Raw genomic sequence first — 22,767 nt, 5'->3', positions numbered from 1 at the left:
CGGTCAGTCGGCCTGCAGCCGAATGCGAAAAGCCGCGCCACCGAGCGCCGACTCGCCCAGGCTGAGTTCGCCCCCGTAGCTGTCGAGGATGTCCTTGACCACCGCCAGGCCGATGCCCTGGCCGGGATGCTGGGCGTCTAGGCGTTCGCCACGGCGGATGATGCGCGCGCGCTGGTCCACCGGCACGCCGGGGCCGTCGTCCTCGATGCCGAGCAGCAGGTCGCCGTCATGCGTGCGTGCGCTGATGCGGATCTGCCGGAGACAGAGCCGGTAGGCGTTCTCCAGCAGATTGCCGAGCAGCTCCATCAGCGCGCCGTGTTCCATCGGTACGACACAGGGCTCGGCGAGCTGCACGTCGACCTGCACGTGTTTGTCGCGGTAGACCTTGTCCAACGTGCTGCACAGGCTGTCGAGCAATGGCCTGAGCTCGACCCGGTGGCGCACCAGGCCGCTCTTGCCGAGGCTGGCGCGCTGCAGCTGATAGCCGATCTGCTGGCTCATGCGTTCGATCTGCGCCTGCATCACCTGGGCCTGTTCGCGGCTCTGCGTCTGCGCGGCAAGGGTCTCGCCGACGCCCTGCAGCACGCTTAGCGGCGTCTTCAGGCTGTGCGCCAGGTCGCCCAGGGAGTTGCGGTACTGCTCGCGCTGTCGCCGTTCGCTGTCCAGCAGACGGTTCAGCGAGCGGGTCAGGCGCAGCAGTTCGCGCGGGTGGTTGTCGCTCAGGCGCTCGCGCTGCCCGGCCTCGACCTGGTCGAGCTCGGCGCTGACCCGCTTGAGGGTGCGAAAGCCCCAGGTCAGGCCGAGCCAGAGCAGGGCCAGCAGCACCAGCAGGCCGCTGCCCAGCCACAGGTAGAGCTGCCGGCGAAACTCCTCGAACAGGCTGAGATATTCGCTGGTCGGCTGCATGGTGACGAAGCTGAACGCATTGTCGCGGCTGCCGGCCAGGTGCAGCTCGACGTCGTAGGCGAAGTATTCCGTTCCGGCTTCGTCGCGCACGCGCAGGAACTCGCTGGTGCCGCCCTCATAGCGCGGGCGGTAGTCGATGCGCTCGTCGGCGGCCGAGCGGGAACGCCAGACCAGCTTGCCGCGGCGGTCGTAGATGAAACCGAGCAGTCGTGCATCCGGCAGGTTGAACTCCTCGTCCGGCAGCCGCTCGGGCATCTGCAGCCGGCTCTCCTCGACCTGGGCGGCGGTGATCAGCGTATTGGCATCGGCCGCCAGGCGCTGCTCGATGACCCGCTCGAAGGTCAGGCTGAAAGCGCCCTGCAAAACCGGCAGCAGGACCAGCATGAACAGCGCGGCCAGGCTTGCGGCGCCGAGCATCAGACGCAGACGCAGCGACATCGCACCGCCCAGACGGGTTCGTATGCGCGCCTGCAGCCGGCGCCAGCGTCGACTCATCGACAGCGCTCGGTGAACAGATAGCCGAGGCCGCGCACGGTTTCGATGGGCTTCATCGCGCACTGCGCTTCGAGCTTGCGCCGCAGCCGTCCGACCAGCACTTCGATCACGTTCGGGTCGCGCTCCTCGTCGCCGCTGTAGAGCTGCTCCATCAGCCGTTCCTTGGCCACCACCTGCTGCTGGTGACGCATCAGGTATTCGAGGATGCGGTATTCGTAGGCGGTCAGCGCCAGCGGCTCGCCGTTGGCCGTGGCCTGTTTGCGGTTGAGATCGAGCAGCAGTGGGCCGGCTTCGATGGTGGCCTGGGTGAAGCCGCTGGAACGGCGCAGCAGCGCGTTCAGCCGCGCCTCCAGTTCCTCGAACTGGAACGGCTTGACTACATAGTCGTCGGCGCCGGCGGCCAGGCCCTCGACCTTGTCCTGCCAGTTGCCGCGGGCGGTGAGGATCAGGATGGGAAAGGTCTTGCCACGGCTGCGCAGCTGGCGGATCAGGTCCAGCCCGCTGATACCCGGCAGGCCGAGATCGATGACGGCCAGGTCGTGGTTGAATTCGTGGGTCTGATACAGCGCTTCTTCGGCGTCCGGCACGGCATCGACGATATGCCCGCTTTCACCGAGCCGCGTCTGCAAGTGGTGGCGCAGCAGCGCCTCGTCTTCCACCACCAGCACCTTCATGTCTTGTGCTCCCTGTGCAAACGGCCGGGCAATGCCCGGCCGTCGTTCAACGTTCTGTCAGCGTAAACGCCATCAGAAGTGATAGTTCAAACCCAGATAGGCCTGCTTGCTGCTGTGCACGTCGATCGAGCCCAGCTTGCCGACCCCACGCTCGGAGACCTCGGTACCGGCGTTGCTGCGCAGGTAGCGGTAACCGGCTTCCACCGAGGTATTGTCGCCGAGCTTCTGCAGGATACCGGCCTGCAGGCCGACCAGGTAGCCGATGTCGGTGTCACGGCTGTAGCCCTTGGACTCGTTCTCCAGCTTGGTCAGACCGGCGCTGGCACCGCCGAACAGGCGGGTGGTGTCGCCCAGCGGGACGAACAGGTCGTAGCTGCCGATAAGGTTCTGCTGGCGCAGCTTGAAGGTGCTGCCGTAATCGTCCGAGACGTTCTCGTAGGTCATGTAGTAGCGGCCTTCGTCGGTCATCTGACCGGCGCGAACACCCCAGGTGCCGCTGTTCCTGATGGTGTCATCGAAGCGGTTCTCGCCGCCCATGTTCTGCTTCAAGGCGCTGGAACGATCGGTGTTGACGGTGGTTTTACCCCAGGTGAGACCGGCGAAGTTCTCCGCGGCATGGGCGCCGAAGCTGAAGATGCCAAGGGATGTGGCCAGGGCGAGGGTGCTGAGTTTGTTCATCGGTGACTCCGTTTCAGGCAGTGGGAAACTGACGGCCCCTAGCCTGAACGGATGTCACTGAACGCCAACTGAACCCTGCCTGAACCTGCGCTGAACGGATCGGGCGCGCCGTGCCGCCGGTCGCCCAGGGCTGGTTTCAGGCGATCTGCTGCGGCTGATCCGGCTCCTCGCGCTCGTCGGTATCGCCCGTGCTGCCCGGATAGCGGCGCAGCAGCGGGGGCTGCTCGGCATCGTCGATCCACCACTGCAGTTCGGCTTCGACCTCGGTGTCTGCGGCGATACCCAGGCGGTTGCGTACCGGGCACTGGGATGTTGCGTCAGCGATGAGCGTGCCGCTCTGGGTGCTCTGCGAGGTCCCGGCGCTGCCGCTGGAGCGGACCTTCAGGCGGAAGCGAACCTGTTGTCCGCTGCCCTTGAAGCACAGCGAGAGGGCCACGCGGTTGTCCTCGAGCGGTTGCAGCCCTAGGTCGGCCGCGACGGGTGCGCCGGTGGGTGAGGGAGTGGCTGCGAGCAGCCAGGTGAAGAGGGTCATGGTCAGCATCCGTTTTGCTTCCGTTGAGAGCCGGTCCTCGGCTCGATTGCCGCATTACTGCTGAACGATGCTCGCGGTATTGCCGCTGCCGTTCTGGATGATCGTCGCGCTGGCCGGCAGGCGCGTGTAATCCTGCACCGGCATGCTCTGGGTGATCCGCGCTTCGTTGGCAGTGCCCAGCTGGGTGATGCTGGCCTGGTGGCCGAAGTTGCCCTGCTCGATGCTCGCCAGGTTGTCGTTGCCGTTCTGGATGACCGAGGCGTTGTTGGACATGAAGCTTTGCGCGATATCGACGCTGTTGCCGCTACCCGTGGACGAGCCGCTGATGCGGCCGCCGAAACCGTTCTGATCGACCGTGAGCCGGTTGCTCGTGCCGTTCTGGCTGAAATCCAGCTCGTTGTGGTAGTCGTTCTGCCGGATCTCGGCCACGTTGTAGCCGCCCGACTGGACGAGGTTCATGCGGTTGCCGTCGCCCTGGTAGATATCCGCCAGGTTGCCTGTGCCATCCTGCGAGACGTTCAGCCGCGAGCCTTCGTAATAGCCTTCCTGGCGAAAGGTCAGCACGTTGTCGTCGCCACGCTGCTCGACCTGCGCCGTGACGAAGCTCGTCTGGCTGGCGCTGATCCGGTTGCGGTTGCCGATGCTGCTAGCGTTCAGTGTACTGGTGCGCCCGGTCTGCTCGATGGTGGCGACGTTGGCATTACCGACCTGCTGGAGGTTGGCCACCTTGAAGTAGGCATCGCCGACCTGGGTGATCGCGGCGACATTTAGGTTGCCGTCCTGGCTGACCTCGATCGCGCTGGATTCGACCAGGCCGGTCTGCTGCAACTCGGCGACGTTGTCGGTTCCGCGCTGCTCGAGTTCGATGCTGTTCTCTGCCAGCGCATGTGACGTGCTGAAGGCGAGCAGGGTGGCGATTGCCGCGGGCTTGATCATCTGGTTCTCCGTGGCCTTTCAGCGGCCCTGCACGATATTGATCTGTTGACCGACGCCGTATTGCGTCACCGCGCTGCGCAGGCCATTGCCGGTCTGTTCGATGCGCGCGTCGTTGTAAGCGCCGTATTGGCTGATGCTGGCCTGGTTGTCACTGCCGGACTGGCGGATGGCGGCATAGTTGCCCTGGCCGACCTGCTCGATGATCGCCAGCAGGTGGTCACCGTTCTGCAGGATGAACGCTTCCTGATCGCCGCCTTGCTGTAGCACCCATGCATTCAATGCCTGTCCGTTCTGGGACAGCTCGGCGAGATTGCTTTGGCCAATCTGCTGGATGTAGGCCGCCCGCGCGTCGGTCAGCTGGATGGCAGTGGCAGGCCCGGCGATGCCTCCGGGGGCGAGGTCACCGTTATCCAGCAGGTCGGCTGCCATCAGCGGTGAGCAGATCAGGCCGGCGACGAGGCCGATCAGGCGCTTGGCAGTGGCTGGGACGCAACGGGACATGGGCGTGTACCTGATGGCAGTGGGCGCGATTCTTTAACGCAGCGGGCGAGGCTGAACATCCATCGAACGATGTAAAGACACGGCGCGCGATGGCCGCCAAGGATTAATGCCTGGCACTGCGCGCGCCGTGCTTGAGCGCCTGGTCCGCACGGCACACCCGATAGGCCGCCCGTCGCCGCGGCGCTACCGGGACTCCGACGTTCAGGCGCTGCAAGACTTGTCCCAGTCCAGACGGCTGCGCAGCAGATAGGCGGCTTCGGCGCGGTTGGAGGCGCCGATCTTGCGCAGCAGGTTGTGGATATGGCTCTTGATCGTGTGAGGGCTCAAGCACAGCTGCTCGGCGATCTCGGCGTTGGACAGGCCCTTGCCGGCGAGCGTGAGGATCTCGCGCTCGCGCAGGGTTAGGCTGGACTTGCTTTCGGCAAGCTGGCGCATGCGTCGCCACTGGCCAAGCAGGCGCTCGGTGAGAATGCGTGGCAGCCAGTCGCCGCCCTGCAGCAGCACGCGGATGCCTTCGAGCAGGTGTTCGCGCGTGGCGTGGCTGTAGAACACTCCACGGATGACCGGATGCTTCTCGACCAGCTGTTCGGCCTGCTCTGGCACGATGTTCACCAGCGCGACGGGGGTGTGCTCGTCGAGCTGATCGATGAGGCTGGAAATCTGTTCGGCTTCGCTGTGGCCGGCATCGACAAGAAACAGGTCGGCGCCGCGATTCTCCGGTGATTCCAGGCTGGCCAGGGCCACTTCGACCTGGGCCTGCTCGCCGAGGAAGTGGCGGAAGAACAAGCCGAGCAGTTCATTGCCGGTTAACAGCGTGACGGTTGGGGAGGTGTTGCCCCGCGTAAGATCCGCGTCCATGTTCGGTACCTAGTCAGTCGGGCGTAATCGTTTAAAAAGCTACTAAACGACCAGCACCTTGCAGCGAAGTTCAGCCGAGCGATGGCGAACGGGCACTATCCGGCCAGCAGGTGCGCAACCTGGCCGAGCGAGAGACGCGTGGCCGGGAGCGTCGCGCGTTTTTGCACGGAACGGCTGCTAAGGTAGCTGCATGACTGATATCCCCGTTGCCGTTTCATCTCGCGAACTCACGGCTCGTGCCCTGCTGACAGGGTTGCTGCTTGGCGCACTGCTGACACCATCGAACGTCTATTCCGGGCTCAAGATCGGCTGGTCGTTCAATATGTCGGTCATCGCGCTGCTGGTTGGCTTCGCCTTCTGGCAGAGCGTTGCGTCGACCTTCGGCCGCCCGCGCTGGACGCTGCTGGAGAGCAACATCACCCAGACCACGGCCTCGTCCTGTGCCTCGATCATCTCCGGTGGGCTGGTGGCACCGATTCCGGCGTACACGCTGCTCACTGGCCAGCAGCTGGGCAGCCCGGCGCTGATGGCCTGGGTGTTCTCGGTGAGCTTTCTCGGCGTATGGGTGGCCTGGTACCTGCGGCCGTCGCTGATCGTCAGCGCGGGCCTGCGCTTTCCCGAGGGCATGGCGACACTGGCGACGCTGCAACAGATCTTCAGCCATGGGGCCGAGGCCGGGCGCCGATTGTGGGTGCTGGGCGGTGCGGCACTGTTGTCGGCAGCGGTCAAGCTGATGGATACCTTTGTCTGGATGCTGCCGCGCTGGGCGCCCTCGACGCATCTGGAGCGGCTGACCTTCACGTTCGAGCCCTCGCTGTTGCTGGTCGGCTTCGGCGGCATCATCGGTTTGCGCGTTGGGCTCTCGTTGCTGCTCGGCGCCCTGCTGGCCTGGGGGCTGTTGGCCCCCTGGCTGCTGGCCGAGGGCCTGGTGCGGTTGCCGGCGGCGGCCGACGGCCCGCAGTTCGCGGTACTGATCGAATGGTTGCTGTGGCCCGGCGTCAGCCTGATGGTCTGTGCCACCCTGACCTCGCTGGGCGTACGCCTGCTGCGCCCGCGCGCCGCGGCGGAACGCGGTGACTGGCGCCTGCCACGAGTGGCGCTGTGGCCCGCTATCGGCCTCGGGCTTGCGGTGGCGCTGGTGGTGATGCTGCAGATAGGCCTGTTCGGCATTCATCCCGGCCTGGCGCTGCTGTCGATTCCGCTGGCGCTGCTGCTGGCGACGGTTGCGGCTCGGGTGGTCGGCGCCACCGGCATTCCGCCGATCGGTGCCATCGGCCAGCTGTCGCAGCTGGGTTTTGGTGTGTTCGCCCCCGGCCAGGTGCCGGTGAACCTGATGAGCGCCAATACCGCCGGCGGCGCCGCCGGGCAGTGCACCGATCTGCTCAACGACTTCAAGGTCGGGCACGCCATCGGCGCGGCACCTGGCCGTCAGGCCGTGGCGCAGTGTCTGGGCATCCTGCTCGGCAGTGTGGTCGGGGTGCTGGCCTATCAGCTGTTGATCCCCGATCCGCAGAGCATGCTGATCACGCCGGAATGGCCCGCGCCGGCGGTCGCTACCTGGAAGGCCGTGGCCGAGGCACTGACCGGTGGGCTCGGCGCACTGCCGCTCGACGTGCGCTGGGCGATGCTGGTCGGTGCGCTCTGTGGCGTGACGCTCGGGGCTCTGGAGGCCTTGCTGCCGGAGCGTCGTGTGCATTGGCTACCCAGCTCCGCGGCGCTCGGTCTGGCTTTCATCATCCCGGCGTCGATCTCGCTGATGATGACCTTTGGCGCCGTGCTGGCATGGTGTTTCGTCTCGCGCTGGCGCAGCCTCGGCGAGCGTTTCGTGATCGTTGCTGCCGCGGGGCTGGTGGCGGGCGAAAGCATGGCGGGCGTCGGTGCATCGCTCTGGCAGTTGCTGCGCTGAATCATTCTGCCGCACAGCCTGTCGTACCCCTTGTAGCCAGCAAGGGGAGAGGTATGTCCGAACCAACGTCAGCAGACGACAACAAACAGGTCGCCAACCGCGCCATGGTTCAGGCGGCCGTGCTCGCGACCGTGGTACTGCTGTGCATCATCGCCTGGCTGGCGTTCGATTTCCTGCTGCTGCTGTTCGCATCCATTCTCTTCGGTGTGCTGATCCATGGCGTGAGCCAATGGCTGAGCTGCCGTACGCCGCTGTCCTACAAGACGTCCATGGGCCTGTTCTTTGTCGTCACGCTGCTCGGCCTGGGAGGTGCAGGCTGGCTGGTGGCGCCGAGTATTGCCGAGCAGGCCGATGCGTTGTCCGATTCACTGCCGGAGGCCGTCGAGCGGCTGCGTGAACGAGCGCAGCAACTGCCCTGGACCAACGAGTTATTGCAGCAGCGTGAACGCATCGAGGACTCCCTGCCCGACGGCTCCAGCGCCTTCAGTGTGGTGAGCAAGGTGATGGGCTCGGTGGCCGGGGCACTGAGCAGCTTCGTGATTGCCTTCGCCATCGGTGTTTGCCTCGCCATCAACCCGCCGATCTATGTCTGCGGCCTGCTCAAGCTGGTGCCGCTGAGCTATCGCCCGCGCGCCGCCGAGGTGCTCGACGAGAGCGGGGCGACGCTGCGCGCCTGGCTGCTGGCCAAGCTGCTGGAGATGCTGTTGATCGGCGTGCTGACCACCCTCGGTCTCTGGCTGCTGGGCATCGAACTGGCCCTGGTGCTCGGCCTGATCGCCGGGCTGCTGTCGTTCATTCCCAACATCGGCCCGGTGCTGGCGGTAATTCCGGCACTGCTGCTGGCCTCGCTGGAGGGCGGCCGCACGGTGCTCTATGTTGCCGCGCTCTACCTGTTCGTCCAGGCGCTGGAAAGCTATGTGTTCACGCCCTGGATGCAGCAGCGCATCGTCTCGGTACCGCCGGCACTGACCATCGGCGTGCAGCTGCTGTTCGGCCTGCTTGCCGGCACCTTGGGGTTGCTGCTGGCGACGCCGCTGGCGGCGGTCGGCATGGTGCTGGTGCGCATGCTCTACGTGGAGGATCTGCTCGGCGACCGGCCGCAGGCGACCGACGGTCCGGGCGACTAGCCGCTCTGGCAAGGCGCTCCAATAGGGCTGTCACGTTTTGTAAAGGCTGACGACGAAACCCCTGGCGCGTCGCACTGCCGGATTACGTGAACCCCCTGAAAATATGCAGGAGTCAATCATGAACATGCACAAGATTGCGGCACTCACCCTGGCGGGATTGCTTTCCAGCGCGGCATTCGCTGCCGGTAACACCGGCACCGGTGCCGATACCGGCCACCGCGATTCGAAGGGACACAGTACCGAGCAGCCTGGAACCATGGGTGGCACGGGCAACGGCATGGATTCGACCTCCGATACCGGCAAGATGCCGGACGAGACTGAGCGCCCGGCGACCACACACGGTAGCGATCACGGCACCGGCGTCGATGCTGGGGGCGATGGTGCGTCCGGTAAGCAGGGCACGACCGGTACAGGCGGCGAGGGCGGCGAACGCGGCGCCTACTGATCCATGGCTTGCATCTGAACGGCCCGGCAGGCTCAGCTTGCCGGGCCGTTCTGCGTTCAGCCTGACCGCTCGGCCGTTGCCGGCAGCCGTGCGGAAACCTTGTCGGCGCCGGCGTGCCGAACCTGCAAGAGCAATGATCGGGAGGTGCACAATGACCATGTTGCGCTTGAGCATTCTGCTGGTGTCACTGCTGGGCGCGGCGAGCGCCCTGGCCGAGAATACCGGGCCGACCAATCCGGAAAAGGCCCGTCAGCATCCGCTGGACAGCCGCGAGCCGCGACCGCAGTCGGACCGGCAATCGGACGAGATGGAACAGATCGAAGCACCGAGGCTGCAGCCGCGCCAGGCGCCGATCGAGACCGATGTGCCGCCAACGCGCGAGCCGCGTGACGAGCAGCCGGGGACGGATGTCGATGCCGCGGGTAATCGGGTGCTGCGCAGCTAGTGGAGAACGCCGGCGTTCGTCGCTGCGCATGAACGAAAAAGGGAGGCCGAAGCCTCCCTTTCAACGCACCACGTCAGCGAATCAGAACAGCACGCGGCTGCGGATGGTGCCGTTGACGTGCTGCAGCTTCTCCAGCGCCAGGTCGGAGTATTCCTTGTCCACGTCAATGACGACGTAGCCGACCTTCTCGTTGGTCTGCAGGAACTGGCCGCAGATGTTGATGCCGTTGTCGGCGAAGACCTTGTTGATCTCGCTCATCACGCCCGGAATGTTCTGGTGGATGTGCAGCAGGCGATGCTTGCCCGGGTGCGACGGCAGGGCGACTTCCGGGAAGTTGACCGAGGACACCGAGGTGCCGTTGTCGCTGTACTTGACCAGCTTCTCGGCGACTTCCAGGCCGATGTTGGCCTGTGCTTCGGCAGTCGAGCCACCGATGTGAGGGGTCAGGATCACGCGATCCAGGCCGCGCAGCGGGCTTTCGAACTCCTCGTCGTTGGACCTGGGTTCGACCGGGAACACGTCGATAGCGGCGCCGATCAGGTGCTCGTCCTTGATCGCGGCGGCCAGGTGATCCAGCTCGACCACGGTGCCGCGGGCAGCGTTGATCAGGATGCCGCCCTTCTTCATGGCGCGGATTTCCTTCTCGCCGATCATCCACTGGGTGGACGGCAGCTCCGGAACGTGCAGCGAGACGATGTCGCACATGCCCAGCAGCTCGTACAGCGAGCCGATCTGGGTGGCGTTGCCCAGCGGCAGCTTGGTCACCACGTCATAGAAGAAGACCTGCATACCCAGCGCTTCGGCCAGTACCGACAGCTGCGTACCGATGGAGCCGTAGCCGATGATGCCCAGCTTCTTGCCGCGGATCTCGAAGGAGTTGGCCGCCGACTTGATCCAGCCGCCGCGATGGCAGGAGGCGTTCTTCTCGGGGATGCCGCGCAGCAGCAGGATGGCTTCGGCCAGCACCAGTTCGGCTACCGAACGGGTATTGGAGTAGGGCGCGTTGAATACCGCGATGCCGCGCTCGCGAGCGGCGTTGAGATCGACCTGGTTGGTGCCGATGCAGAAGCAGCCGACGGCGATCAGTTTCTTGGCCGCGTCGAAGACCTCCTCGGTCAGCTGGGTGCGCGAGCGGATGCCGATGAAATGGGCGTCGGCGATCTTTTCCTTCAGCTCATCGCCGGACAGCGCGGTCTTGAGGTACTCGATGTTGGTATAGCCGGCCGCCTTCAGGGTGTCGACAGCGTTCTGGTGCACGCCTTCGAGAAGAAGGAACTTGATCTTGCTCTTGTCGAGAGAGGTCTGGCTCATCTGTATTAAAACCTTAAGGCCGAAGGATAGGACTGAAGTGTCCAGCGAAGGCTGGCCGACCCGTCATTAGCGGTGTCGGGAGTCTGCCGAGGCACGTTTCAAAGGGGTGCGTATGCTAGCATACGAGCCCCTCGAAACACCCCCACCCCTGTGCTGAAGCGTGCTCAGGGTGACCATGAATCGTATGAGAGTTCCCGTGATGACCGACCCCGCCCTGATCGATGAGCTGAAAACCCTGGTCGAGCCCGGCAAAGTGCTGACCGACGCCGATTCGCTGAATGCCTACGGCAAGGACTGGACCAAGCATTTCGCTCCGGCGCCCTCGGCCATCGTCTTTCCCAAGAGCATCGAGCAGGTGCAGGCCATCGTGCGCTGGGCCAACGGCCACAAGGTCGCGCTGGTGCCGTCGGGCGGTCGCACCGGGCTCTCCGCCGCCGCCGTGGCGGCCAATGGCGAGGTGGTGGTGTCTTTCGACTACATGAACCAGATTCTCGAATTCAACGAGATGGATCGCACCGCCGTCTGCCAGCCCGGCGTGGTCACCGCGCAGCTGCAGCAGTTCGCCGAGGACAAGGGGCTGTATTACCCGGTGGACTTCGCCTCCGCCGGCTCCAGCCAGATTGGCGGCAACATTGGCACCAACGCCGGTGGCATCAAGGTGATCCGCTACGGCATGACCCGCAACTGGGTCGCCGGCATGAAGGTGGTAACCGGCAAGGGCGACCTGCTGGAGCTGAACAAGGACCTGATCAAGAACGCCACCGGCTACGACCTGCGCCAGCTGTTCATCGGCGCCGAGGGCACCCTGGGCTTCGTCGTCGAGGCGACCATGCGCCTGGAGCGTCAACCGACCAACCTCACCGCGCTGGTGCTGGGCACCCCGGATTTCGACTCGATCATGCCGGTGCTGCACGCCTTCCAGGACAAGCTGGATCTGACCGCCTTCGAGTTCTTCTCCGACAAGGCGCTGGCCAAGGTGCTGGCGCGTGGCGACGTGCCGGCCCCGTTCGAAACCGACTGCCCGTTCTACGCGCTGCTGGAATTCGAGGCCACCACCGACGAGCGCGCCGACCAGGCACTGGCGACCTTCGAGCATTGCGTCGAGCAGGGCTGGGTGCTCGACGGCGTGATGAGCCAGAGCGAGCAGCAGCTGCAGAACCTGTGGAAGCTGCGCGAGTACATCTCCGAGACCATCAGTCACTGGACACCGTACAAGAACGACATCTCGGTCACCGTCGGCAAGGTGCCGGCCTTCCTCAAGGAAATCGATGCGATCGTCGGCGAACACTACCCGGATTTCGAGATCGTCTGGTTCGGCCATATCGGTGACGGCAACCTGCATCTGAACATCCTCAAGCCCGATGCCATGGACAAGGACGAGTTCTTCGGCAAGTGCGCGACGGTGAACAAGTGGGTATTCGAGACCGTGCAGAAGTACAACGGCTCGATCTCCGCCGAACACGGCGTCGGCATGACCAAGCGTGACTACCTCGAGTACAGCCGCTCGCCGTCGGAAATCGAATACATGAAAGCGGTCAAGGCGGTGTTCGACCCCAACGGGATCATGAACCCGGGCAAGATTTTCGCGGCCTGAACGGGCCCACGGATTACCAGGAGTCTTCGATGAGCTACCAGCACCACTACACCGATGGCACGCCGATCCACTATCCGCTGGGCAAGGTGGTCTGCATCGGCCGCAACTACGCCGAGCACGCCAAGGAACTGAACAACCCGGTGCCCACCGAGCCGCTGCTGTTCATCAAGGCCGGCAGCTGCACCGTGCCGCTGGAAGGCGGCTTCAGCATCCCGAGCGATCGTGGTGCGGTGCACTACGAGGCGGAAATTGCCGTGCTGATCGGCAAGCCGCTGTCGCGCAAGCCCAACGAGGAAGAGGTGCGCGATGCCATCTCCGGCTTCGCCCCGGCGCTGGATCTGACCCTGCGCGACGTGCAGGCCAGGCTGAAGGAAAAGGGCCACCCGTGGGAAATTGCCAAGAGCTTCGACGGCGCCTGCGTGCTGGCACCGTTCGTGCCGGGCGACGCGGTGGAGGATCTGGGCGACATCGGCATCCGCCTGACCATCAACGGCGAAGTCCGCCAGGACGGCAACAGCAGCCAGATGCTCAATGCCATCCTGCCGCTGCTGCAGCACATTGCCGGGCATTTCAGCCTGCAGCCGGGCGACGTGGTACTGACCGGCACGCCAGCCGGTGTCGGCCCGCTCAACCAGGGCGATGAGCTGGTGCTGGAGCTGGTCGGCCTGTCCCGCTTCGAGAGCCGCGTGCTCTGATCCCATCGACGCGGCGGGATTCACCCGCCGCGTTTGCCGCTTCTTTGCGAACCGTTCTCGTGTTGTAATCCAGCACCCTCCGCTGGAACGCTTTCCATGCCCGTTCGTTATTCCCGTTGGCGCTTGCTCGTGGCTGTCGTCCTGTTGCTGCTGTTCGTCGCGCTGCTCGTCGCAGGCCGCCTGCTGCACTGGGATGACCAGCTGCGGTTGTACTGGGGCGAGCGCTCGGTCACTGCCGAACAGCGTGCTGCCGGCATCTGGCTGCCGGACTACGAATTGGCGCTGGAGACGACGCTGGCCGGGCTGGAAGACGAGGAAACCTCGGGACTGACCTGGAATCCGCTGAGCGGCACGCTGTTCACGGTCACCGGTGAGCAGCTGGTCGAGTTCAGCCCTGCTGGCGTGGTGCTACGCCGGGTCGCGCTGAGTGGCTTCGCCGACCCGGAAGCGGTGGAAGCGCTGAGCGATGGCCGTCTGGCGATCGTCGACGAGCGTCGCCGGCTGGTGGCGGTGTTCCATCTGCAGCCGGGCGTGGAAACCCTGGAGCTGGACGACTTGGCCAGTTACGACCTTGGCTTCACCGATGCCGGCAACAAGGGCTTCGAGGGGCTGGCGTGGAATCCGCATACGCAACGCCTGCTGCTGGCCAAGGAACGCGACCCGCAGGGGCTGTTCGAGCTGCCATTCCCCGGCGAGGACGGTGCAGTCGGCGCGCTGAAGGCATTGCCCAGCCAGCCGCTGCTGGTGCGCGACCTGTCATCGGTGACGATCGATCCGCGCAGCGGTCATACGCTGCTGCTCTCGGACGAGTCCCGGCTGCTGGTGGAGCTGGACCTGCAAGGCAAGCCACGCAGCTTCATCGCCTTGTTCGGTGGTCTGAATGGCCTGGTGCAGGGCATCGAGCAGGCCGAGGGCGTCGCCATGGACGGCGAAGGCAACATCTATGTGGTAGGCGAGCCGAACCGCTTCTACGTGTTCAGCCGCAAGCGCTGAGACGTTGCGCCCGTTAAGCCTGGTGTAAGCCAGGCCCGACACAATCGCGATTTCAGAATTAGAAGAAAGTGGGTGTCATGCGTGCGTTGAAAATCCTTCTGGCTGCGCTGCTCGGCGTTGCCCTGTTACTGGCCGTGGCGGCCGGCGTTCACTACCGTCTGTTCGAGCGCGGCTGGTTCCACTTCATCCAGTGGCAGCAGGGCGAGCAGAGCGGCAGCGCCTCGTTGTGGCTGCCGGACTACCGGGTCGCGATCCAGGGCAAGGTGGTCGCCGGTATCGACGATGACCTCTCGGCGCTGACCTTCGATCCGGATCGCAACAGCCTGATTGCCGTGACCAACGGCAATCCGCACTGGCTGGAGCTCAGCCTGGAAGGCGATCTGCTGCGCGCCATTCCCCTGGTCGGCTTCGGCGATCCGGAGGCCATCGAATACATTTCCGAAGGCTTTTACGTGATCAGCGATGAGCGCCGGCAGCGGCTGCTGCGTGTCGAGGTAAACGAGCAGACCAGCGTCATCGACGCCGAGCAGGCGCAACAGCTTTCGTTGGGCATCGATCTCAACGGTAACAAGGGCTTCGAAGGCCTGGCCTACGACACCGCCGGCAAGCGCCTGTTCGTCGCCAAGGAGCGCGATCCGGTACGTATCTACGAGATTTCCGGCTTTCCTTACCGCGAACCGAGCCCGTCGGTGCATATCGGTGAACACGAGGCCAGGCTGTTCGTCCGCGACCTCTCCAGCCTGCAATACGACGAGCAGACCGGCCATCTGCTGGCGCTGTCCGACGAGTCACGGCTGGTGATCGAATTGGATGGTGACGGCCAGCCGCTCAGCAGCCTTTCGCTACGTGCCGGCAGGCACGGCCTCGAACGCGACGTGCCGCAGGCCGAGGGCATTGCCATGGGGCCGGACGGCACGCTCTATCTGGTCAGCGAGCCGAACCTGTTCTACCTGTTTCGCAAGACCAGGTGACTAGGTCTCGCCGGCCACCTGGTCCAGCGGCAGGTCAGCCGACCGCCGAAGCGCTTTCGTCCTGCAGGGCGGCGTTCGGGGCGTGGCGACGGACCGAGTCGCAGCCCTGCTCGGCGCTGTGCAGGCTGGCGTACATCTGGCTCTGGCCGACGATCTGACCATTGCTCGCTTTGAGCACGAAGTAGAACTTTCCGGTGCTCGATTCCTTCACCTCGAACGCGCCCTCGCGCACCGCGTTCTTGCGAACCGAATCGATGCCATTGAGCGCCGAAGCATGGGCCTTGTACTGTTCGCTGGACAAGACAACCTGGCCGTTGCTGGCCAGCAGGTTGAAGTGGAACTGGCCATTACTGGCGCGCTTCAGCTGGAATTTGCCGGACATGGCGACACCTCCTGTGATGGGCCGCGCCCGGTTCGGCGCGGCACTTCAAAGCGTAGTCGCCGTTACGCTTCGCCGGGAGGCTCAGCGCTTGAGGGTCTGCACGCCGTCCTGAGTGCCGAGCAGCAGCAGGTCGGCCGGGCGCATGGCGAACAGGCCATTGGTGACCACGCCGACGATGTTGTTGATCTTGCCTTCCAGCTCGGGGGCGAAGCCGATCATCAGGTTGTGCACGTCGAGGATGACGTTGCCGTTGTCGGTGACCACGCCGTCGCGGTAGACCGGGTCGCCGCCGAGCTTGACCAACTCGCGGGCGACATGGCTGCGCGCCATCGGGATGACTTCCACCGGCAGCGGAAAGGCGCCCAGCTGCTCGACCAGCTTGCTGCCATCGGCGATGCAGATGAAGGTCTTGGCCACCGCCGCGACGATCTTCTCGCGGGTCAGCGCCGCGCCGCCGCCCTTGATCAGCTCCAGGTGCTTGTTCGCCTCGTCGGCGCCATCCACGTAGAACTCCAGTTCGCTCACCGAGTTCAGGTCGTAGACCGGGATGCCGTGCTGCTTGAGACGTTCGGCGGTGGCTTCGGAGCTGGCCACGGCACCGTCGAAGAAGCCCTTGTGCTTGGCCAGCAGGTCGATGAAGAAGTTGGCGGTGGAGCCGGTACCGACGCCGACGATGCTGCGATCGTTGAGCTTGGGAAGGATATGGTCGACAGCGGCCTGGGCGACGGCCTGCTTGAGCTGGTCCTGGGTCATGGGGGAGTCCGGGCGGGAAAGACGAAGCGCGGATTATAGCCCCGTGCCGGCGACCGGTCTCGTGTGCTGCGGCAATGCCGAGGCCTTCGCGGATTGCCGGTGGTCGCCGGGGCGCTCGCGAGGGTAGACTCGGCGTTCCCCGCAAGGCCCGCCCAAGATAGCCAGAATGCTCGAACACTACGTCAAGAAGATCCTCACTTCGCGCGTCTATGACGTCGCCATCGAAACCCCGCTGCAACCCGCCCGCCAGCTGTCCGAGCGAATCGGCAACCAGATTCTGCTCAAGCGCGAGGATCTGCAGCCGGTGTTTTCCTTCAAGGTTCGCGGTGCCTACAACAAGCTGGCGCAGCTGTCCGCCGAGGAGCTGGCACGGGGCGTGGTCACCGCATCGGCCGGCAATCACGCCCAGGGTGTGGCGCTGGCGGCCAAGCAGCTGGGGATCAAGGCCACCATCGTCATGCCGCGCACCACCCCGGAGCTGAAGGTGCAGGGCGTGCGTGCCCGTGGCGGCAAGGTGGTCCTGCATGGCGATGCCTTCCCCGAGGCGCTGGCCTATTCACTGAAGCTGGTGGAGGAGAAGGGCTACGTCTATATCCATCCCTATGACGATCCCGACGTGATCGCCGGGCAGGGCACCGTGGCGATGGAAATCCTCCGTCAGCATCAGGGGCCGATCGATGCGATCTTCGTTCCGGTGGGCGGTGGCGGGCTGGTGGCGGGAATCGCCGCCTATGTGAAATACCTCTATCCGCAGACCCGCGTGATCGGCGTCGAGCCGGACGACTCCAACTGCCTGCAGGCGGCCATGGCGGCCGGCGAGCGGGTGGTGCTGGAGCAGGTCGGGCTGTTCGCCGACGGTGTGGCCGTGGCGCAGATCGGCCAGCACACCTTTGATGTCTGCAAGCATTACGTCGATGAGGTGATCACCGTAAGCACCGACGAGATCTGCGCGGCGATCAAGGACATCTACGACGACACCCGCTCGATCACCGAGCCGGCCGGTGCCCTGGCCGTGGCCGGGATCAAGAAGTATGTCGAGCGCGACGGCGTCAGCGGTCAGGTGCTGGTGGGCATCGACTCGGGCGCCAACGTCAATTTCGACCGCCTGCGCCATGTCGCCGAGCGCGCCGAGCTGGGCGAGAAGCGCGAGGCGATCATCGCCGTCACCATTCCCGAGCAGCCCGGCAGCTTCAAGGCCTTTTGCGAGGCGATCGGCAAGCGCCAGATCACCGAATTCAATTACCGCTACCACACCGACCGCGAGGCGCACATCTTCGTCGGCGTGCAGACCCATCCGGAGAACGACCCGCGCGCGGCGCTGGTGCAGGGCCTGCGTGACAAGGGCTTCCCGGTGCTCGATCTGACTGACAACGAACTGGCCAAGCTGCACACCCGGCACATGGTCGGTGGGCATGCGGCCGGGGTCAGCGACGAGATGGTGCTGCGTTTCGAGTTCCCGGAACGGCCCGGCGCGCTGTTCAACTTCCTCAACAAGCTGGGCGGGCGCTGGAATATCTCGATGTTCCACTACCGCAACCACGGCGCGGCTGATGGCCGGGTGGTCGCCGGCCTGCAGGTGCCGGCCGAAGACCGCCATCTGCTGCCGGCGGCACTGGACAAGATCGGCTACCGCTACTGGGATGAAAGCGACAACCCCGCCTACAAGCTGTTTCTCGGCTGAGCGCAGATAAAGGAAAGCGAATGGAACACTACCTGACCCTCCGCATCGTGCATGGCGCCACCGCAGTGCTCTTGCTGCTGGGCGTGATCGTGCACCTGCTGATGCTGTGGAAGGCGGCCCGCGGCGGCGACCAGGCCGTGCTGCAGCGCAAGTTGCAACGCACGCGCCGGCTGTCCCTGCCGCTGTTGGCGGTGATCGGCCTGTCGTTGCCGCTGACCGGATGGTGGATGACCCATCTGGCCGGATGGCCGCTGGGCCAGTTCTGGCTGCTGGCCAGCTCCGTGCTGTTCCTCGCGCTGATCCCGCTGGTCCTGCTGTTGGCCGGGCGTCTTGCCGCCTGGCAGGCGCCGGGCAACGCCACCGCGGCGCGTAATGCCGGCATCTATGCGGTGCTGGTGCTGCTGGTGCTGATTGCCATCACCGCTCTGATGGGCGCCAAGCCGGTCTGACTCGACCGGCCCGGGCATCGCTCGCTGCTGAGCGGGTTCAGCGCAGCGAGATGATCCGCCAGCCACGCTCGGTGGCAATCTGGCGCAGGATCGGATCCGGGTCCACCGCCACCGGATGCGTCACCCGCTGCAGCAGCGGCAGGTCGTTGCGCGAATCGCTGTAAAAGTAGCTGTCTTCCAGGGTCTGTTCGGTCTCGGCCAGCCAGCGCTCGATGCGCTGGACCTTGCCTTCCTGGAAGCACGGAATGTCGGTCAGCCGGCCGGTATAGCGGCCGTCGCGCATCTCGCACTCGGTCGCCAGCAGGGTGTCGACCCCCAGGCGGGCGGCGATCGGTCCGGTGATGAAACGGTTGGTCGCGGTGATGATCACCACCTTGTCGCCGGCATCCAGGTGCTGACGGACCAGCGCCTCGCCCTTACTCAACACGATGGGTTCGATGTGGTCGCGCATGAACTCCTCGTGCCACGCCTGCAGCTGCGACATTTCGCTGCGGCCAAGCAGTTCCTGGCAGAAATTCTGGTACGCATGCACGTCGAGATTGCCGGCGAGGTAGTCCTGGTAGAAGGCATCGTTGCGCGCACGGTAGTGGCTGGCGTCGACGATGCCGCGCTGGCAGAGGTATTCGCCCCAGGCGTGGTCGCTGTCACCGGCCAGCAGGGTGTTGTCGAGATCGAATAGAGCCAGGCGCACGGATGAGTTCCTCGAAGATGGAGTCAGGGCAGCGCCAAGCATAACGGTAGAGCGCCCTCGACGCAGCTTCGACCGGCCGCCTGGCGTGCCCGGAAATGCATGCCGAATGGCGCCTTGCCGCGCTTTCGGCTCGTCGCAGTTTTGTGGAACAATGCCGCGACATGCGTCTGCGAGGTTGTATGCCGTGATCGATTCCGATGGTTTTCGCCCTAATGTCGGCATCATCCTGACCAATGATGTCGGTCAGGTGCTGTGGGCCCGGCGGATCAATCAGGACGCCTGGCAGTTCCCGCAGGGTGGCATCAACGCCCGCGAAACGCCGGAAGAGGCCCTGTATCGCGAACTCAACGAAGAGATCGGCCTGGAAGAGCAGGATGTGAATATCCTCGCCTGCACCCGTGGCTGGTTGCGCTATCGTCTGCCGCAACGCCTGGTGCGTACGCACAGCCAACCGCTGTGCATCGGCCAGAAACAGAAGTGGTTCCTGCTGCGCCTGACCAGCGCCGAAGAGCGTGTGCGCATGGACCTGACCGGCAAGCCGGAGTTCGATGGCTGGCGCTGGGTCAGTTACTGGTATCCGCTGGGGCAGGTGGTCACCTTCAAGCGCGAAGTCTATCGTCGCGCACTCAAAGAACTCGCGCCGCGGTTGCCGGTGCGGGACTGAAAAATCGGGGAGAAAGCCTCTGAGCATGCTCGGCACGCTGCGCAAGATTGTCCAGGAAGTGAATGCCGCCAAGGACCTCAAGGCGGCATTGGGCATCATCGTGCTGAGAGTCAGGGAGGCCATGGGCAGCCAGGTCTGCTCGGTCTATCTGCTCGATCCGGAAACCGAACGCTTCGTCCTGATGGCCACCGAAGGCCTCAACAAGCGCGCCATCGGCAAGGTCAGCATGGCGCCCAACGAGGGCCTGGTCGGCCTGGTGGGCACCCGCGAAGAGCCGCTCAACCTCGAACATGCCTCTGAGCACCCGCGTTACCGCTACTTCGCCGAGACCGGCGAGGAACGCTACGCCTCCTTCCTCGGCGCGCCGATCATCCACCACCGGCGGGTGATGGGCGTACTGGTCATCCAGCAGAAGGAACGCCGCCAGTTCGATGAAGGCGAGGAAGCCTTCCTGGTGACCATGAGCGCGCAGCTCGCCGGGGTTATCGCCCATGCCGAGGCCACCGGTTCGATCCGCGGCCTCGGCCGCCAGGGCAAGGGCATCCAGGAAACTCGCTTCATCGGCATTCCCGGCGCCCCGGGCGCCGCGGTGGGCACCGCCCTGGTGGTGCTGCCGCCGGCCGATCTGGACGTGGTGCCAGACAAGCACATCGACAACATCGAGGCCGAGCTGACGTTGTTCGAGGCGGCGCTGGAAGCGGTGCGCGCCGACATGCGCAACCTGTCGGAAAAGCTCGCCACGCAGATGCGCAAGGAAGAGCGCGCGCTGTTCGACGTCTACCTGATGATGCTCGACGACTCCGCCCTCGGTGGCGAGGTGACCAAGGTCATCCGCACCGGCCAGTGGGCCCAGGGCGCGCTGCGCCAGGTGGTCACCGAGCACGTCCGGCGTTTCGAGATGATGGACGATGCCTACCTGCGCGAGCGTGCCTCGGACGTCAAGGATATCGGCCGGCGCCTGCTTTCCTACTTGCAGGAAGCCCGCCAGCAGACTTTGACCTATCCCGACAAGACCATCCTGGTCAGTGAGGAACTGTCGCCAGCGATGCTCGGCGAAGTGCCCGAGGGCAAGCTGGTGGGCATGGTGTCCGTGCTCGGTTCGAGCAACTCCCACGTCGCCATCCTTGCCCGCGCCATGGGCATACCCACGGTGATGGGCGCGGTCGACCTGCCGTACTCCAAGGTCGATGGCATCGAGCTGATCGTCGACGGTTACCGTGGCGAGATCATCACCAACCCCGGCAAGGTGCTGCGCGAGCAGTACGAGGTGCTCGCCGAGCAGGAGCGCCAGCTCTCCGAAGGCCTCGACGTACTGCGCGAGCTGCCCTGCGAGACCACCGATGGCCACCGCATTCCGCTGTGGGTCAATACCGGCCTGCTCGCCGATGTGGTGCGCGCCCAGGAGCGTGGCGCCGAAGGCGTCGGGCTGTACCGCACCGAAGTTCCTTTCATGATCAAGGAGCGCTTCCCCAGCGAGAAGGAGCAGATGGCGATCTACCGCGAGCAGCTGGAGGCCTTCCATCCGCTACCGGTGACCATGCGTAGCCTCGATATCGGCGGCGACAAGTGCCTGCCGTACTTCCCGATCAAGGAAGAGAATCCGTTCCTCGGCTGGCGCGGCATTCGCGTCACCCTCGACCATCCCGAAATCTTCCTGCTGCAGACTCGTGCCATGCTCAAGGCCAGCGCCGGGCTGAATAACCTGCGCATCCTGCTGCCGATGATCTCCGGCATCCGCGAGCTGGAAGAGGCGCTGCACCTGATCCACCGCGCCTGGTGCGAGGTGCGCGACGAAGGGCTGGACGTGATCATGCCGCCGGTCGGCGTCATGATCGAGGTGCCGGCGGCGGTCTACCTGACGCGCGAGCTGGCGCGCATGGTGGACTTCATCTCGGTTGGCTCCAATGACCTGACCCAGTACCTGCTGGCGGTGGACCGCAACAACCCGCGAGTCGCCGACCTCTACGACTACCTGCATCCTGCAGTGCTCGAAGCGCTGCAGCGGGTGGTCAAGGAAGCCCATGGCGAGGGCAAGCCGGTGAGCATCTGTGGCGAGATGGCCGGCGATCCTGCGGCGGCCATGCTGCTGCTGGCGATGGGCTTCGACAGCCTGTCGATGAACGCCACCAACCTGCCCAAGGTCAAGTGGCTGCTGCGCCAGGTCAGCATGGACACCGCTCAGCAACTGCTGGCGCGCGTCATGTTGCTGGACAGCCCGCAGGTCATCCAGAGCACGATCCAGCTGACCTTGCGTAACCTCGGGCTGAGCAAACTGATCAACCCCTCTGCCGCGGTCTGACCGCCGTCAGTCGCGCGGCGGCTGGCGGTAGCGCACCTCGTCTAACGGGCCGTCCGGGCCGAAACTCCGCTCCACGATATCCAGCGAGCCGTCGGCGTGGCGAATCAGCGCGGTGCTGGCACGGGTGCCGTATTCGGCGCTGGCGATGAAGACGCTCGACAGCCGCCGTTCCCATTCCAGCGGCACCCCGGTCTGTGGCAGCTCATGCTCGGCGGCCGGCTCAGCATCGGCGAGCAGTGCCAGCAGGCGCTCCGGCTCCGGTTGATCGAGGGCGTCGGCCAGTGCCGCACGGGCCTTTCTGAGCTTGGGCCAGGGCGTATCCAGCCCGGCGTTGGACAGACCGTAGACGCCGGCCTGCAACGCCTGTGGCTGACCATCATGGGAATTCAGATGCCACAGCGTCTGCCGATCGCCGACCAGCAGGTTGAATCCGGCGTAGTCGCCGCGGCGCTCGGCCAGTTCGGCCAGGTAGTCGGCTGGCGGCAAGTTTCCGCGCAGGTACTGTTCCGGCAGCTCGCCGCGCGAACGTGGGCCGATCGCCTGGCCGGGCGCGCGGATATTGGTCAGCGCTGCGAAGCGGCCGCGGGCGGTGACGCCCATCCAGGTGCCGCCAGCTTGCAGGTCACGTCCGCCGATGATCCAGGGTGCGTCTTCCCAGCAGCCCAGCGGCAGGCTCGGGCGGGCGTGGAATTCGTCGCGGTTGGCGGCCACCACCAGCGGCTGGGCGTGGTCGGGGCGCCAGGCGAAAACGATCAGGCACATGGGACACCTTCGCGGTTGC

At 65.1% G+C, this 22,767-nt stretch carries 24 protein-coding genes; 12 read left to right on the top strand and 12 right to left on the bottom strand.

Going from position 1 to position 22,767, the window contains the following annotated elements; translation table 11 throughout:
* Positions 1 to 3 precede the first annotated feature (3 nt).
* From ACX1DW_RS14875 to ACX1DW_RS14845, 7 genes are all read right to left on the bottom strand, one after another.
* The gene (locus ACX1DW_RS14875; protein ID WP_458991768.1) at positions 4 to 1,401 is read right to left on the bottom strand and encodes an ATP-binding protein; all 1,398 of its coding nucleotides are present in this window, start codon (positions 1,399 to 1,401) and stop codon (positions 4 to 6) included.
* On the bottom strand, positions 1,398 to 2,075 hold the full coding sequence (locus ACX1DW_RS14870; RefSeq protein ID WP_063539487.1) for a response regulator: 678 nt from the start codon (positions 2,073 to 2,075) through the stop codon (positions 1,398 to 1,400). The genes ACX1DW_RS14875 and ACX1DW_RS14870 overlap by 4 nt, the downstream gene beginning before the upstream one ends.
* 72 nt (positions 2,076 to 2,147) lie before the next feature.
* On the bottom strand, positions 2,148 to 2,753 hold the full coding sequence (locus ACX1DW_RS14865; protein ID WP_458991767.1) for a hypothetical protein: 606 nt from the start codon (positions 2,751 to 2,753) through the stop codon (positions 2,148 to 2,150).
* A 136-nt stretch (positions 2,754 to 2,889) separates the two neighbouring features.
* Complete coding sequence (locus ACX1DW_RS14860) at positions 2,890 to 3,294, bottom strand: hypothetical protein (protein WP_230726181.1); 405 nt, start codon at positions 3,292 to 3,294, stop codon at positions 2,890 to 2,892.
* 45 nt (positions 3,295 to 3,339) lie between these two features.
* Positions 3,340 to 4,221: a hypothetical protein gene (locus ACX1DW_RS14855; protein ID WP_458991766.1), complete on the bottom strand. Its 882-nt coding sequence runs from the start codon at positions 4,219 to 4,221 to the stop codon at positions 3,340 to 3,342.
* An 18-nt stretch (positions 4,222 to 4,239) separates the two neighbouring features.
* Positions 4,240 to 4,722: a curli production assembly protein CsgB gene (locus ACX1DW_RS14850; protein WP_458991765.1), complete on the bottom strand. Its 483-nt coding sequence runs from the start codon at positions 4,720 to 4,722 to the stop codon at positions 4,240 to 4,242.
* A 201-nt stretch (positions 4,723 to 4,923) separates the two neighbouring features.
* Positions 4,924 to 5,508: a helix-turn-helix transcriptional regulator gene (locus ACX1DW_RS14845; protein ID WP_102839682.1), complete on the bottom strand. Its 585-nt coding sequence runs from the start codon at positions 5,506 to 5,508 to the stop codon at positions 4,924 to 4,926.
* Positions 5,509 to 5,770: 262 nt separating this feature from the next.
* Between ACX1DW_RS14845 and ACX1DW_RS14840 the strand changes: the two genes are divergently transcribed.
* From ACX1DW_RS14840 to ACX1DW_RS14825, 4 genes are all read left to right on the top strand, one after another.
* Positions 5,771 to 7,486, top strand: a complete 1,716-nt coding sequence (locus tag ACX1DW_RS14840) for an OPT/YSL family transporter (protein ID WP_458991764.1) — start codon at positions 5,771 to 5,773, stop codon at positions 7,484 to 7,486.
* Positions 7,487 to 7,539: 53 nt separating this feature from the next.
* Positions 7,540 to 8,613, top strand: coding sequence for an AI-2E family transporter (locus tag ACX1DW_RS14835; RefSeq protein ID WP_458991763.1), 1,074 nt, complete (start codon positions 7,540 to 7,542; stop codon positions 8,611 to 8,613).
* A 118-nt stretch (positions 8,614 to 8,731) separates the two neighbouring features.
* Complete coding sequence (locus ACX1DW_RS14830) at positions 8,732 to 9,058, top strand: hypothetical protein (protein WP_200596186.1); 327 nt, start codon at positions 8,732 to 8,734, stop codon at positions 9,056 to 9,058.
* A gap of 151 nt (positions 9,059 to 9,209) precedes the next feature.
* A complete protein-coding gene (locus ACX1DW_RS14825; RefSeq protein ID WP_458991762.1) occupies positions 9,210 to 9,503 on the top strand; it encodes a hypothetical protein in 294 nt (97 codons plus the stop codon).
* 81 nt (positions 9,504 to 9,584) lie between these two features.
* On the opposite strand, the gene serA is transcribed toward ACX1DW_RS14825, so the two are convergent.
* Positions 9,585 to 10,814, bottom strand: a complete 1,230-nt coding sequence (serA, locus tag ACX1DW_RS14820) for a phosphoglycerate dehydrogenase (RefSeq protein ID WP_063539496.1) — start codon at positions 10,812 to 10,814, stop codon at positions 9,585 to 9,587.
* A gap of 199 nt (positions 10,815 to 11,013) precedes the next feature.
* On the opposite strand from serA, the gene ACX1DW_RS14815 reads away from it, so the two are divergent.
* From ACX1DW_RS14815 to ACX1DW_RS14800, 4 genes are all read left to right on the top strand, one after another.
* On the top strand, positions 11,014 to 12,408 hold the full coding sequence (locus ACX1DW_RS14815; RefSeq protein WP_253748717.1) for an FAD-binding oxidoreductase: 1,395 nt from the start codon (positions 11,014 to 11,016) through the stop codon (positions 12,406 to 12,408).
* 29 nt (positions 12,409 to 12,437) lie between these two features.
* Positions 12,438 to 13,103 (top strand): fumarylacetoacetate hydrolase family protein, encoded by a 666-nt coding sequence (locus tag ACX1DW_RS14810; protein ID WP_014595619.1) that lies wholly within the window; start codon positions 12,438 to 12,440, stop codon positions 13,101 to 13,103.
* Positions 13,104 to 13,199: 96 nt separating this feature from the next.
* Positions 13,200 to 14,096, top strand: coding sequence for an SdiA-regulated domain-containing protein (locus ACX1DW_RS14805; RefSeq protein WP_458991761.1), 897 nt, complete (start codon positions 13,200 to 13,202; stop codon positions 14,094 to 14,096).
* A gap of 77 nt (positions 14,097 to 14,173) precedes the next feature.
* The gene (locus ACX1DW_RS14800) at positions 14,174 to 15,067 is read left to right on the top strand and encodes an SdiA-regulated domain-containing protein (protein ID WP_458991760.1); all 894 of its coding nucleotides are present in this window, start codon (positions 14,174 to 14,176) and stop codon (positions 15,065 to 15,067) included.
* Positions 15,068 to 15,101: 34 nt separating this feature from the next.
* Here the strand turns inward: ACX1DW_RS14800 and ACX1DW_RS14795 are convergent, their stop codons facing one another.
* A complete protein-coding gene (locus ACX1DW_RS14795; protein ID WP_013981542.1) occupies positions 15,102 to 15,449 on the bottom strand; it encodes a YegP family protein in 348 nt (115 codons plus the stop codon).
* 81 nt (positions 15,450 to 15,530) lie between these two features.
* Positions 15,531 to 16,202 (bottom strand): ribose-5-phosphate isomerase RpiA, encoded by a 672-nt coding sequence (gene rpiA / locus ACX1DW_RS14790; protein WP_013981543.1) that lies wholly within the window; start codon positions 16,200 to 16,202, stop codon positions 15,531 to 15,533.
* Between the two features lie 166 nt (positions 16,203 to 16,368).
* Here rpiA and ilvA point away from each other — a divergent pair, with 166 nt between their 5' ends.
* Positions 16,369 to 17,883 (top strand): threonine ammonia-lyase, biosynthetic, encoded by a 1,515-nt coding sequence (ilvA, locus tag ACX1DW_RS14785; RefSeq protein ID WP_234464353.1) that lies wholly within the window; start codon positions 16,369 to 16,371, stop codon positions 17,881 to 17,883.
* A 20-nt stretch (positions 17,884 to 17,903) separates the two neighbouring features.
* A complete protein-coding gene (locus ACX1DW_RS14780) occupies positions 17,904 to 18,332 on the top strand; it encodes a DUF2269 domain-containing protein (RefSeq protein ID WP_200600583.1) in 429 nt (142 codons plus the stop codon).
* Between the two features lie 37 nt (positions 18,333 to 18,369).
* Here ACX1DW_RS14780 and ACX1DW_RS14775 read toward each other — a convergent pair whose 3' ends face one another.
* Positions 18,370 to 19,023 (bottom strand): histidinol-phosphatase, encoded by a 654-nt coding sequence (locus ACX1DW_RS14775; protein ID WP_125868707.1) that lies wholly within the window; start codon positions 19,021 to 19,023, stop codon positions 18,370 to 18,372.
* 184 nt (positions 19,024 to 19,207) lie between these two features.
* On the opposite strand from ACX1DW_RS14775, the gene ACX1DW_RS14770 reads away from it, so the two are divergent.
* A complete protein-coding gene (locus ACX1DW_RS14770; protein WP_063539684.1) occupies positions 19,208 to 19,687 on the top strand; it encodes an RNA pyrophosphohydrolase in 480 nt (159 codons plus the stop codon).
* Positions 19,688 to 19,712: 25 nt separating this feature from the next.
* Positions 19,713 to 21,986 carry a phosphoenolpyruvate--protein phosphotransferase gene (gene ptsP / locus ACX1DW_RS14765; RefSeq protein ID WP_063539504.1) on the top strand — a complete coding sequence of 758 codons (2,274 nt, stop codon included), beginning with the start codon at positions 19,713 to 19,715 and terminating at the stop codon, positions 21,984 to 21,986.
* 6 nt (positions 21,987 to 21,992) lie between these two features.
* Here the strand turns inward: ptsP and ACX1DW_RS14760 are convergent, their stop codons facing one another.
* A complete protein-coding gene (locus ACX1DW_RS14760) occupies positions 21,993 to 22,748 on the bottom strand; it encodes an NRDE family protein (RefSeq protein WP_458991759.1) in 756 nt (251 codons plus the stop codon).
* Positions 22,749 to 22,767 lie beyond the last annotated feature (19 nt).

It is taken from the genome of Stutzerimonas sp. KH-1, assembly GCF_054483855.1.
The sequence above is the reverse complement of the archived record's forward strand: the minus strand, read 5'-3'. Positions and strand labels throughout refer to the sequence as shown.